The organism is Leclercia sp. TB492, assembly GCF_049974505.2.
GTDB classification, from domain to species: Bacteria; Pseudomonadota; Gammaproteobacteria; order Enterobacterales; family Enterobacteriaceae; genus Enterobacter; species Enterobacter adecarboxylatus_C.
Genome location: NZ_CM127572.1, coordinates 1,747,241 through 1,760,382 on the forward strand (window position 1 = coordinate 1,747,241; position 13,142 = coordinate 1,760,382).

10 protein-coding genes are annotated in these 13,142 nt (G+C 57.9%); 8 read left to right on the top strand and 2 right to left on the bottom strand.

Going from position 1 to position 13,142, the window contains the following annotated elements; genetic code table 11:
- Positions 1–15 precede the first annotated feature (15 nt).
- The 7 genes from ACP4QI_RS08130 to flgL all read left to right on the top strand — a co-directional run bounded on the left by ACP4QI_RS08130 (position 16) and on the right by flgL (position 7,075).
- Positions 16–771: a flagellar basal body rod protein FlgF gene (locus tag ACP4QI_RS08130; protein WP_426494886.1), complete on the top strand. Its 756-nt coding sequence runs from the start codon at positions 16–18 to the stop codon at positions 769–771.
- A gap of 11 nt (positions 772–782) precedes the next feature.
- Positions 783–1,565 carry a flagellar basal-body rod protein FlgG gene (gene flgG, locus ACP4QI_RS08135; protein ID WP_032617536.1) on the top strand — a complete coding sequence of 261 codons (783 nt, stop codon included), beginning with the start codon at positions 783–785 and terminating at the stop codon, positions 1,563–1,565.
- 57 nt (positions 1,566–1,622) lie between these two features.
- Positions 1,623–2,321: a flagellar basal body L-ring protein FlgH gene (flgH, locus tag ACP4QI_RS08140; protein ID WP_106992723.1), complete on the top strand. Its 699-nt coding sequence runs from the start codon at positions 1,623–1,625 to the stop codon at positions 2,319–2,321.
- 12 nt (positions 2,322–2,333) lie between these two features.
- Positions 2,334–3,431, top strand: coding sequence for a flagellar basal body P-ring protein FlgI (locus ACP4QI_RS08145; RefSeq protein ID WP_285127928.1), 1,098 nt, complete (start codon positions 2,334–2,336; stop codon positions 3,429–3,431).
- Positions 3,431–4,384 carry a flagellar assembly peptidoglycan hydrolase FlgJ gene (flgJ, locus tag ACP4QI_RS08150; RefSeq protein ID WP_142489069.1) on the top strand — a complete coding sequence of 318 codons (954 nt, stop codon included), beginning with the start codon at positions 3,431–3,433 and terminating at the stop codon, positions 4,382–4,384. Before ACP4QI_RS08145 ends, flgJ begins: the two co-directional genes overlap by 1 nt.
- A 76-nt stretch (positions 4,385–4,460) precedes the next feature.
- Positions 4,461–6,107, top strand: a complete 1,647-nt coding sequence (gene flgK, locus ACP4QI_RS08155; RefSeq protein ID WP_285127927.1) for a flagellar hook-associated protein FlgK — start codon at positions 4,461–4,463, stop codon at positions 6,105–6,107.
- A 14-nt stretch (positions 6,108–6,121) separates the two neighbouring features.
- Positions 6,122–7,075: a flagellar hook-associated protein FlgL gene (flgL, locus tag ACP4QI_RS08160; RefSeq protein ID WP_156263459.1), complete on the top strand. Its 954-nt coding sequence runs from the start codon at positions 6,122–6,124 to the stop codon at positions 7,073–7,075.
- An 80-nt stretch (positions 7,076–7,155) separates the two neighbouring features.
- Here the strand turns inward: flgL and ACP4QI_RS08165 are convergent, their stop codons facing one another.
- Complete coding sequence (locus ACP4QI_RS08165) at positions 7,156–8,370, bottom strand: MFS transporter (protein ID WP_285127926.1); 1,215 nt, start codon at positions 8,368–8,370, stop codon at positions 7,156–7,158.
- Between the two features lie 109 nt (positions 8,371–8,479).
- Here ACP4QI_RS08165 and ACP4QI_RS08170 point away from each other — a divergent pair, with 109 nt between their 5' ends.
- On the top strand, positions 8,480–9,418 hold the full coding sequence (locus tag ACP4QI_RS08170) for a LysR family transcriptional regulator (RefSeq protein ID WP_426494885.1): 939 nt from the start codon (positions 8,480–8,482) through the stop codon (positions 9,416–9,418).
- Between the two features lie 40 nt (positions 9,419–9,458).
- Here ACP4QI_RS08170 and rne read toward each other — a convergent pair whose 3' ends face one another.
- Positions 9,459–12,650 carry a ribonuclease E gene (gene rne, locus ACP4QI_RS08175; RefSeq protein WP_445730308.1) on the bottom strand — a complete coding sequence of 1,064 codons (3,192 nt, stop codon included), beginning with the start codon at positions 12,648–12,650 and terminating at the stop codon, positions 9,459–9,461.
- Positions 12,651–13,142 lie beyond the last annotated feature (492 nt).

Consider the following 13,142-nt stretch of genomic DNA (forward strand, 5'->3'; position numbering starts at 1 on the left):
TGACGGGATAGCTTAATGGATCACGCAATATATACCGCGATGGGCGCCGCCAGTCAGACGCTCAATCAGCAGGCCGTCACCGCCAGTAACCTGGCGAACGCCTCGACGCCGGGTTTTCGTGCGCAGCTCAATGCGATGCGCGCCGTACCGGTGGAAGGACTCTCCCTGCCGACGCGTACGCTGGTCACTGCATCCACGCCGGGCGCCGACATGACGCCAGGGCAGATGGACTACACCTCGCGCCCGCTCGACGTGGCGCTGCAGCAGGACGGCTGGCTGGCGGTTGAAACGGCCGACGGCAGCGAAGGCTACACCCGTAACGGGAACATCCAGGTGGATGCGGTCGGGCAACTGACCATCCAGGGACATCCGGTTATCGGCGAAGGCGGCCCGATCACCGTGCCGGAAGGCTCGGAGATCACCATCGCGGCAGACGGTACCATCTCGGCCCTGAACCCGGGCGATCCGCCGAACACCGTAGCACCGGTTGGCCGCCTGAAGCTGGTCAAAGCTGAAGGCAGCGAAGTGCAGCGTGGCGACGACGGCATGTTCCGTCTGACCCAGGCGGCGCAGGCCACCCGTGGCGCGACCTTACAGGCTGACCCGACCATTCGCGTCATGTCAGGCGTGCTGGAAGGCAGTAACGTTAAGCCAGTGGCGGCGATGACCGACATGATTGCCAGCGCGCGCCGTTTTGAAATGCAGATGAAGGTGATCTCCAGCGTTGATGAAAACGCGGGCAAAGCTAACCAACTGCTGTCAATGAGTTAACAGGACTTCTTATGATCAGTTCTTTATGGATCGCGAAAACGGGCCTCGACGCGCAGCAAACCAATATGGACGTTATCGCCAACAACCTGGCGAACGTCAGCACCAATGGGTTTAAACGTCAGCGTGCAGTTTTCGAAGATTTGCTTTACCAGACCATCCGCCAGCCGGGTGCGCAGTCGTCTGAACAGACCACGCTGCCATCCGGTCTGCAGATTGGTACCGGTGTTCGTCCGGTGGCAACCGAGCGTCTGCACAGCCAGGGCAACCTGTCCCAGACCAACAACAGCAAAGACGTGGCGATCAAAGGCCAGGGCTTCTTCCAGGTCCAGCTGCCTGACGGTACTTCGGCCTACACTCGTGACGGCTCGTTCCAGGTGGATCAGAATGGCCAGCTGGTGACGGCGGGCGGTTTCCAGGTACAGCCAGCGATCACCATTCCGGCTAACGCCCTGAGCATTACCATCGGGCGTGACGGGATCGTAAGCGTGACCCAGCAGGGCCAGGCTGCACCGGTACAGGTTGGCCAGCTTAACCTGACCACCTTTATGAACGACACCGGTCTGGAAAGCATCGGTGAGAACCTGTACATCGAAACCCAGTCCTCCGGTGCGCCGAACGAGAGCACGCCGGGTCTGAACGGTTCAGGTCTGCTGTATCAGGGGTATGTGGAGACCTCAAACGTCAACGTCGCGGAAGAGCTGGTGAATATGATCCAGGTTCAGCGCGCGTACGAAATTAACAGTAAAGCAGTGTCGACGACCGACCAGATGCTGCAGAAACTGACGCAACTCTAAGGTGTAGTCCGGTGCGGTTCTCGCCGTACCGGCTCCCTGTTTTCGAAGATGAAGGCAATGCAAAAACTCGCGGCGATTCGTTATCCGATAGTGACCCTCCTGGCCGTTACCCTTACCGGTTGCGCCTGGGTACCGTCTCAACCTCTGGTGCAGGGTGCGACTTCCGCCCAACCCATTCCTGGCCCGACGCCGGTCGCGAATGGCTCTATTTTCCAGACAGCGCAGCCGATCAATTACGGTTATCAGCCGATGTTTGAAGACCGTCGCCCGCGTAATATCGGCGACACGTTGACCATCCAGCTTCAGGAAAACGTCAGCGCCAGCAAGAGCTCGTCCGCGAATGCCAGCCGCGACGGGAAGACCAATTTTGGCTTCGATACTGTGCCGCGTTACCTCGAAGGTCTCTTCGGTAATGCCCGCGCCGATGTCGAGACCTCTGGCGGCAACTCCTTTAATGGTAAAGGCGGCGCCAATGCCAGCAACACCTTTAGCGGCACCCTGACGGTGACCGTTGACCAGGTGCTGGCGAACGGCAATTTACATGTCGTGGGTGAAAAACAGATCGCCATCAATCAAGGCACTGAGTTCATTCGCTTCTCGGGTGTGGTTAACCCTCGCACCATCAGCGGCTCCAACACCGTACCGTCCACCCAGGTGGCCGATGCGCGCATCGAATACGTCGGCAACGGCTATATCAATGAAGCGCAGAATATGGGCTGGTTGCAGCGTTTCTTCCTTAATTTATCACCGATGTAAGCGAGGTGACCTATGTTTAAATCCCTCTTCGGGATCCTGTTGGTGCTGGTGGCAACCGTTGCCCAGGCCGACCGTATCCGCGATCTCACAAGCGTACAGGGCGTGCGGGAAAACTCACTGATCGGTTACGGCCTGGTGGTGGGGCTGGACGGCACGGGTGACCAGACGACGCAGACCCCGTTCACCACTCAGAGCCTGAACAACATGCTCTCCCAGCTCGGCATCACGGTGCCGGCCGGGACCAACATGCAGCTGAAAAACGTGGCGGCGGTGATGGTCACTGCCTCCTACCCGGCCTTTTCCCGCCAGGGGCAGACCATCGACGTGGTGGTTTCCTCCATGGGTAACGCGAAAAGCCTGCGTGGCGGTACGCTGCTGATGACCCCGCTGAAAGGGGTGGACAGCCAGGTGTATGCTCTCGCCCAGGGTAATATTCTGGTCGGCGGGGCAGGTGCGTCCGCAGGCGGCAGCAGCGTGCAGGTTAACCAGCTTAACGGCGGGCGTATCACCAACGGGGCGATCATTGAGCGTGAACTGCCGACCCAGTTCGGGTCCGGCAACACCATCAACCTGCAGCTGAACGACGACGATTTCACCATGGCGCAGCAGATCGCGGACACCATTAACCGTGGCCGCGGCTATGGCAGCGCCACGGCGCTGGATGCCCGCACTGTGCAGATCCGCGTCTCCACCGGAGGCAGCAATCAGGTTCGCCTGCTGGCGGATATCCAGAACATGGAGGTGAACGTCACGCCGCAGGATGCCAAAGTCATCATCAACTCCCGTACCGGTTCTGTGGTGATGAACCGTGAAGTGACGCTGGATAACTGTGCCGTCGCGCAGGGCAACCTCTCGGTGACCGTCAACCGCACGGCTAACGTCAGCCAGCCGGACACGCCGTTTGGCGGGGGCGAAACCGTGGTGACGCCGCAGACCCAGATTGATATGCGTCAGAGCGGGGGTTCGCTGCAGAGCGTGCGCTCCAGCGCCAACCTGAACAACGTGGTGCGGGCGCTGAATGCGCTGGGCGCAACCCCGATCGATCTGATGTCGATTCTGCAATCCATGCAGAGCGCGGGCTGTCTGCGCGCCAAAGTGGAAATTATCTGATGCTGACCGATAGCAAACTGCTGAGCAGCGCGGCCTGGGATACCCAGTCGCTCAACGAACTGAAGTCCAAAGCGGGCAAAGATCCGGCGGGGAATATCCGCCCGGTGGCCCGCCAGGTGGAAGGGATGTTTGTCCAGATGATGCTGAAAAGCATGCGTGAGGCGCTGCCGAAAGACGGTATCTTCAGCAGCGACTCAACGCGTCTGTACACCAGCATGTATGACCAGCAGATTGCGCAGCAGATGACTTCCGGCAAAGGGCTGGGGCTGGCCGATGTGATCGTTAAGCAGATGGCGGCCGCCCAGGGCGTGCCGCCGGAAGAGGCACCGCAGCAGGTGCCAATGAAGTTCGATCTGGAAAAAGTGACCAGCTATCAAAACCAGGCCCTGACGCAGATGGTGCGTAAAGCCGTGCCGAAAGCGCCAGAAAGTAACGATGAGCCGCTTACCGGCGACAGCAAAGACTTCCTGGCTCAGCTCTCGCTGCCGGCGCGTCTTGCCAGCCAGCAGAGCGGGGTGCCGCATCACCTGATTCTGGCCCAGGCGGCGCTGGAATCCGGCTGGGGGCAACGGCAGATCCGTCGTGAAAACGGCGATCCGAGCTTCAACATCTTTGGCGTGAAGGCTTCGGGAAGCTGGAAAGGGCCAACCACCGAGATCACCACCACCGAATATGAAAACGGTGAAGCGAAGAAGGTTAAGGCTAAGTTCCGCGTCTACAGCTCCTATCTGGAAGCGCTTTCAGACTATGTCGGGGTGCTGAGTCGTAACCCACGCTATGCGGCAGTAACCCAGGCCGCAACGGCAGAGCAGGGCGCACAAGCGTTGCAGAAAGCGGGCTACGCCACCGATCCGCAGTACGCCCGCAAGTTGACCAGCATGATCCAGCAGCTTAAAGCGATGGGTGAGAAAGTCAGCAAAGCGTACAGCAACGATATCGAAAATCTGTTCTGAAAAGTTCTCAAGTCCGGCTGGGGTCTGCCGATAATCTCCAGCAGGACTCGTGTCTGAAAGTATAAAAGGAACCCCCATGTCCAGTTTGATCAACAGCGCCATGAGTGGCCTCAGCGCGGCACAGGCTGCGCTGAATACCGCCAGTAATAACATTTCAAGCTACAACGTGGCGGGCTATACCCGTCAGACCACGGTGCTGAGCGCCTCAAACAGCACCCTGACCGGCGGTGGTTGGGTTGGCAACGGCGTGTATGTCTCCGGGGTACAGCGCGAATATGATTCATTCATCACCAACCAGCTGCGCGCCGCACAGAACCAGAGCAGCGCCCTGACTACCCGTTACCAGCAGATGTCCAAAATTGACGACATTCTGTCCGGCAGCACCAACAGCCTCGCCACCACCCTGCAGGACTTCTTCAGCAGCCTGCAGACCCTGGTCAGCAATGCCGAAGATCCGGCTGCGCGCCAGACGGTGCTGGGCAAGGCCGATGGCCTGGTGAACCAGTTCAAGGTGAACGATCAGTACCTGCGCGATCAGGATAAGCAGATCAATACCGCGATTGGCACCAGCGTTGATCAGATCAACAACTACGCTAAGCAGATTGCCAACCTGAATGACCAGATTTCCCGCCTGACCGGCGTGGGTGCCGGGGCCTCCCCGAACAACCTGCTCGATCAGCGTGACCAGCTGGTCAGCGAGCTGAACCAGATCGTGGGGGTTGAAGTCGCAGTCCAGGACAGTGGCACCTATAACGTCTCCTTCGGTAATGGCTACAACCTGGTCCAGGGCAGCACCGCCAATCAGCTGGCGGCCGTGAAGTCCAGCGCCGATCCGTCCCGTACCACGGTAGCGTTTGTTGATGGCACCTCAGGCCCGGTCGAGATCCCGGAAAAACTGATGACCAGCGGCTCGCTGGGCGGAATGTTGACCTTCCGTACCGAAGAACTCGACGCTGCCCGCAACACCCTTAACCAGCTGGCGCTCTCTTTTGCTAATGCGATGAACACCCAGCACCAGAAGGGCTTTGATCCAGAAGGCAAAGCGGGCGGCGAATTATTTGATATCGGTGCCCCGGCGGTGCTGGGCAACACCAAAAATACCGGTTCGGCCTCCGTCACCGCGAAGGTCAACGTTGCAGACAGCGCCAAAGTACAGGCCACCGACTACAAGATGGAGTTTGACGGCAGCAGCTGGAAGATCACCCGCCTCTCGGATAAAACCACGGTCACCGCCACCAATGACGGTAAGGGGAACCTCTCCTTCGATGGCCTGACGGTCAACGTATCGGGTGCGGCAAAAAATAAAGACAGCTTTGTTATTAAGCCCGTCGTTAACGCCATTGTGAATATGGACGTGGCGATCAGCGATGAGTCAAAACTGGCTCTCGCTTCTGACGCTGACGGTGGCGAAAGTGATAACCGCAATGGGCAGGCGCTGCTGGATCTGCAAAGCAGCAAAGTGGTCGGCGGCAACAAAACCTTTAACGACTCCTATGCCTCTCTGGTTAGTACCGTTGGCAGCAAAACCGCGACGCTGAAAACCAGCAGCACCACCCAGGCAAACGTGGCGACGCAGCTGAGCAACCAACAGCAGTCGATCTCCGGGGTTAACCTCGATGAAGAGTATGGCAACCTGCAGCGTTTCCAGCAGTACTACCTGGCTAATGCCCAGGTGCTGCAAACTGCCAGCACGCTTTTCGACGCGTTAATTAATATCCGCTAAGGCCGAGGTCAACGATGCGTATCAGTACCCAGATGATGTATGAGCAGAACATGCGTGGGGTTACCGAATCCCAGAGCAAGTGGCTGAGTTATGGTGAGCAGATGTCCACCGGCAAACGTGTTAACCGTCCTTCAGACGATCCGATTGCCGCGTCGCAGGCGGTAGTTGTTTCCCAGTCTCAGGCGCAAAACAGCCAGTACACCCTGGCCCGCTCTTTTGCCACGCAGAAGGTATCGCTGGAAGAGAACGTGCTGGGCCAGGTGACCACGGCGCTGCAATCGGCGCAGGAAAAAATTGTCTATGCGGGCAACGGCACCCTGAGTGACAACGACCGCAACTCGCTTGCCACCGATCTGCAGGGTATTCGCGATCAGCTGGTAAACCTGGCGAACAGTACCGACGGCAATGGCCGCTATATTTTTGCGGGCTATAAAACCGATACTGCGGCGTTCGATCAAGCTACCGGCGAGTATGCTGGCGGCGACACGCCAATCAGTCAGCAGGTCGATTCTGCGCGTACCATGCAGATTAGCCATACCGGTAGCGACGTGTTTGAATCCTTTACCAGTAATGCCGCACCAGAACCGGGTGACGCTACGCCAGAAAAAAATATGTTTAAAATTCTGGATAACGTGATTGCTGCGCTGAAAACCCCGGTTGAAGGCGATCAGGATAAAGCCGATCAGATGACGTTGGATATTGATAAGGCAAACCGCGGATTGCGTAATTCACTGGACAATGTGCTGACCGTGCGCGCCGATCTCGGAACTAAACTGACCGAGCTTAGTTCGCTCGATTCCCTGGGCAGCGACCGTGCTTTAGGTCTTACCCAGCAGATGAGTGACCTGGTGGACGTTGACTGGAACTCAGCGATTTCATCCTATGTGATGCAGCAGGCTGCGCTTCAGGCGTCCTATAAAGCGTTCAGCGATATGCAGGGTATGTCTCTGTTCCAGCTTAATAAATAACTGACTTGACCTTTGGACATGACTTGAAACTGGTTATGTTCTGTATGCCCAACCCGTTTTCGCGGATTGGGCATTTTTTTTCAGGAATTCTGCATTACTGAGGTTTGGGTACGTGCGCTTTCGGTGAGACGAATAACGAGCGCCACGCCTGCCGTCACCGTCGCAAGAGCAATCACGCCCGGCCAGCCTGCCATCGTATACAGCTGACTACCCAGCGCTGAACCCAGCGCCATCCCGATAAACACGCCGGTGAAGAGCAGGGCATTGAGGCGGCCACGTGCCTGCGGCTCCAGACCATAAACCAGATTCTGGTGAGCGACCAGGCTTGACTGCAGGCCGAGATCAAAGCCCACCGCGGAGACCGCAATCAGGACTAACTGGCCCTGTACACCCAGAGCGGGCATCAGGAACATCAGGGCGAAAGAAACGGTCACCAGCGCGGCACCAAGCTGGGTGACTTTACCGGCACCGAGTTTGTCGGCCAGACCACCTGCAAGCGGGGCGGCCAGGGCACCTGCAGCACCGGCAATGCCGTATCCTCCGGCAACTGCGCTGCCAAGCCCGTAGTGTTCCATCAGCATTACCGCCAGCGTAGACCAGAAGGCGCTGAAGGCGACGGAAAGGAAGCCCTGAGCCAGGGCGGCACGGCGCAGAGCCGGGTAGCGACGCCACAGGTGCGCCATGGAACGCATCAGCTCCGGATAACGCAGGTTCGAAGGAACCGCGAAGCGGGGCAGAATCAGCCACATGACTGCGGCAAGGATCGCAATGCTAACTGCCGCCAGCTGATACATCACACGCCAGCCGAAGGCTTCACCCACCACGCCGCTTACCGTACGGGAGAGGAGGATCCCCAGCAACAGGCCGGTCATGACCGTCCCGACGGTTTTCCCCTGTTTGCCTGCCGGGGCAAGAATAGCCGCCGCCGGAACGATATCCTGCGCCATGGTGGCCGCCATCCCAATCAGCAGACTGACCAACAGCAGGGAGTGAATCTGCCCCGTCAGGCTACAGGCCAGCAGCAGCCCCGCCAGGGCAATGCTTTTTACCACTATCAGGGTGCGACGGTCATAGCGATCGCCCAGCGGCAGGAGGAACAGGATCCCCAGCGCATAGCCTGCCTGGGTGAGCGTAGGCACCATCCCCATCCCTTCAATGCTGAGATGCAGATCGGTACCCATCAGCGGCAGCAGCGGCTGGGCATAATAGATGGAGGCGACGCTAAATCCTGCGCCAATGGCGAGGATAAAAATGACCCAACGGCTGACGGCTGGGGTTAGGGTGCTGGTGTTCATATGCAGTTCCTCATTTCGGGTGTGTCGCTATTCTTTACCAGCCCTGCTTGCGGTGGTAGCGGGCGCAGTGTTAAAACACTTATACGTGTAACGTATAACCGGATAAATCATGAAACGTTCAGAGCGTATAGACAGGGTCGAGCTGATGCGAACCTTCGTGCGCATCATCGAGACAGGCTCCCTCTCCGCCGCCGCCGTGCAGATGGCAACCACTCAGGCCACCGTGAGTCGCCGCCTGCAATCGCTGGAGACGCTGCTCGGCGTGCGTCTGATCCTGCGCACCACCCATGCCATGAAGCTGACCGATGACGGGGAACGTTGCTATCAGCATGCCCGAAAGGTGATCGATAGCTGGCATGCGCTGGAAGATGAAGTCGGGCAGACGGAAGATGAACCGGTAGGCGTGCTTCGCGTTCGCGCCCCCCATGCCTTCGGGCAGGAGCAGCTGCTGGAGCCGTTAACGGCGTTTCTGCTGCGCTATCCGCGGTTGAACGTGGAGTGGATGCTCAATGACCGCTCGGCCGATTTCCTGAGCGACAATATCGACTGTGCCATCCGGGTAGGGGCGGAGATCGACCCGGGTACGGTGTCGGTATTACTGGCCGAGGTTCCGCGCAGTATTGTGGCCTCGCCGGAACTGCTTGCACGTCATGCTCCGGTTGATAAGCCAGAAGATCTCTCTGCGCTGCCCTGGGTGGCACTCAATACTTTTTATCGTCAGCACGTAGAGCTGTTCCATGAGGGAGCGCCACAACCGCTGCGGGTGGCTATTTCTCCCCGGCTCAGTACCGACAGCCTGTACGTGGCGCGTAAAAGCGCATTAACCGGACTGGGCGTTGCCGTGGTATCAAGCTGGACGGTTGAAGCCGACATCCGTGAGGGCAGGCTGGTGCATCTGCTGCCCGACTGGCAACCGGCCGCATTGCCGGTTCATCTGGTCTATCCGTGGTCACGGTATTATCCGGCACGTCTTCGCCGCTTTCTGGAGATGATGAGAGAAGTGATGCCTGAAATCGCGGGGATGCGCAGGCCTGAGCAGAAGCAATAAAAAAGCCGACCCGGAGGTCGGCTTTTGCGCTTAAGCGGGCTTATTCAGCCGGCTGTGGACGCGTGGCTGGGGCTGTGGCCTGGTGGGTGGCGCTGTGACCACCCGCAGAGCCCTTACCGTCGAAATCAAACGCCGGGCGTACCCAGTCGCTGTGACGCGGTGCTTCCGGAACATATTCCGGAGCCGGCGCGCGGGTCATTGGCGCAGTGGCGTGGTGAAGATCCGCGTTAACCTGAGCAGCTGGCGCTGGCTTCACTTCTGGCTCTGGCTTCACTTCTGGCGCTTTCACTTCAGCGACTTCAGGTTCAGCTTCAGCAACAGGTTCAACCTCAATTTCAACTTCAGGTTGAACGTCAGTTTCCACTTCAACTTCCACTACCGGCTGTGGCTCAACGGCTTCCACGGTGATTTCAACCGGCTCGGCAGCCTTAACGTCTTCCACAACCTGTTCTGCGACAACCACGTCTTCAGGGGCGATGATTTGCGGCTGTTCGGTTACAGGCGCGGCAATCACTTCCGGATGTGAAGTTTCAACTTCAACAACCTGCGGCTCAGGGATAACGACTGCCGCAGCCTCGGTGATAACCTCATCAACGACCGGCGCTACCGGGACAACCGCTTCGACAGCAGCGTTCTGCTCGTCAAACTGCTGCTCCTGAGGGCGGGCAACCGGATAACGGATCCAGGCTTTACCGGAGGCCATTTCTGGTGACGCACAGGCGATAGCCAGCGGCATCGGTGACTGCAGCGGGTAACGCTCGTCACGATAACGGCGACGACGCTGACCGCTTACGCGCAGGTGACGCGGGGAGCGACGTGAACGACGCGGCATACCGGCGTTGTCACGGCCTTCGCTGGTCTCTTCCTGCTCAGGTGCATTTTCAATAACCGCTGGCAGATCAACCTTCGCCAGCTCGGTGCTCTGGGCCGGTTCAACCTGCGGCGCTACTGCTTCAACAGCCGCTTCTTCGGTCTGAGACTCGAAACGCACTTTCTGGTTCAGCTGACGCTGCTTACGGCGCGGCATGACCTGAACGCGTTCTTCCTGCTCGCCATCCTGCACGGTCTCTTCTTCGCGATTCAGCGCTTTAACTTCCTGCTGCGCCTGGCGCTTGTCATCATTACGACGACGGTTGCGCTCGCGGCGTGGCTGCTGCTCATCACGCTGTCTGCCTTTATCAGCCTCTTCGCTGACCGGCTGGCGAATTTCACGATCTTCCGTGTTCTGCTGCGGCTTCTCGCGACGGTTGCGGCGGTTATCGTCACGACCTTCGCGGCGTTCACGACCTTCGCGGTTGTCACGATTATCACGGCTTTCGCGATTGTCACGGCTTTCGCTGCCTTCACGACCTTCGTTATTCTCGGAACGGTTATCGCGGCGCTCGTTGCGGTCACGACGGTTGTTCTGACGCTTACGACGATCCGGTGAACGCTCTTGTTTCTCTTCTTTCTTCTCAACTGGCGCAGGGGCTGGCTGCGGCTCTTCGCCGGCAAACATCTTCTTCAGCGCGCTGAAGAAGCGGCTCAGCAGACCTGGCTGCGCAGCCGGTTGGCTCACTTCTGCTGCCGGTTTAGCTGCTGTTGGTTGGGCTACCACGCTCTCCTGCGCAGGCGCAGGTGGGGCTTCTGGCATGACAAATGCCGCCAGCGCTGGCTGCTCCGGAAGTTTACGCTCGGTGTATTCTTCTTCGGACGGCAGAGCCATCGCCTCTTCATGCAGCTTAGGCAGCATGTAGCTGATAGTGGATGTCTCTTCGCCTTTGCGCACGCGCAGCACGGAGTAGTGCGGGGTTTGCATCTGGTCGTTAGGCACGATCACGCAGCGTACGCCGCTCAGACGGGCTTCGATAGCGCTTACCGCGGCACGTTTTTCGTTCAGCAGGTAGGAGGCCACCGGCACAGGCACAATGGCGTGTACTTCTTTGGTGTTCTCTTTCAGCGCTTCTTCTTCGATAAGACGCAGGATAGAAAGCGCCAGAGATTCGTTGTCACGCACGGTGCCGGTGCCGCTACAGCGTGGGCAGACGTGGTGGCTGGATTCACCGAGGGACGGGCTGAGACGCTGACGGGACATCTCCAGCAGACCAAAACGGGAGATATGGCTGATCTGGATACGCGCACGATCCTGACGCACTGCTTCACGCAGGCGGTTTTCTACCGCACGCTGGTGACGTACCGGCGTCATGTCGATGAAGTCGATAACGATCAGGCCGCCCAGGTCACGCAGACGCAGCTGACGCGCAATCTCATCGGCCGCTTCGAGGTTGGTGTTGAACGCCGTTTCTTCGATATCGCCGCCGCGGGTTGCACGCGCGGAGTTGATGTCGATAGCGGTCAGCGCCTCGGTGCTGTCGATAACGATTGAGCCACCGGAAGGCAGACGCACTTCACGCTGGAAGGCGGATTCAATCTGCGATTCGATCTGGTAGTGGCTGAACAGCGGGATTTCACCGGTGTACAGTTTGATTTTGCTGGTGAAATCCGGACGACCCAGCGCGGCAATGTGCTGGCGAGCCAGCTCAAGCACTTTCGGGTTATCAATCAGAATTTCACCGATGTCCTGACGCAGATAGTCGCGGAAGGCACGCACGATGACGTTGCTTTCCTGGTGGATCAGGAATGGAGCAGGGCGGCTTTCAGCGGCTTTCTGAATGGCTTCCCAGTGCTTCAGGCGGAAGCCGAGGTCCCACTGCAGCGCTTCGGCAGATTTGCCTACGCCTGCGGTACGAACAATCAGGCCCATGCCATCTGGCAGTTCGAGACTGGCCAGCGCTTCTTTCAGCTCGGTACGGTCGTCGCCTTCAATCCGGCGTGAGATACCACCCGCGCGCGGGTTGTTTGGCATCAGTACCAGATAGCTGCCTGCCAGACTGATAAAGGTGGTCAGCGCGGCGCCTTTATTGCCACGCTCTTCTTTATCGATCTGAACAATAACTTCCTGACCTTCACGCAGCACATCTTTGATGTTTGGGCGGCCATGGGCGTTATAGCTGGAAGGGAAGTACTCGCGAGCGATCTCTTTCAGGGGGAGGAAACCATGACGCTCGGCACCGTAGTCAACGAATGCGGCCTCAAGGCTGGGTTCAATGCGGGTGATTTTGCCTTTGTAAATGTTCGCTTTTTTCTGTTCGTGTCCAGGACTTTCGATATCCAGATCGTACAGACGCTGCCCATCCACAAGGGCGACACGCAACTCTTCTTGTTGAGTTGCGTTGATTAACATTCTTTTCATCGTAACTTACTCATTATTCTTACATTGACGACTAAGCTGCGGGCAAGGTGACGCTTTCCGGGGTATGAACCGATGGCCTCGTGTCTATTCACGTCGCCAACCTCACGGTTGTCGCTCGCTTAAGAGGCGCAAAGTGTCGGTTGCCTGTATTTCATACGGAAATACAGCGCGATTATCAGGGGAATAGCCTGGGTAAAACTCTCCAGAGAAGATTCCATTTACCGGTAAGTACTGCAACCCGCAGCCCGCTAACTGTCTGAAAGATCAATACGTCTTACGCCATTGCTGCGTGGATGATCGGTCAGACAAAATTGGTCATTCCGTCGATATCCTTACAAAACCCGGATTTAACGCGGAAAACAGCAGCATTATTCCATTGCTAACCGGGTTATAGCAAGATGACTTTTACCAATTATCACCCGGTTACTCACAGTTTCTTCACTTCTTTCGAATGATTGGTTTAATAACCACCAAATCGATTGCGTGAACGAA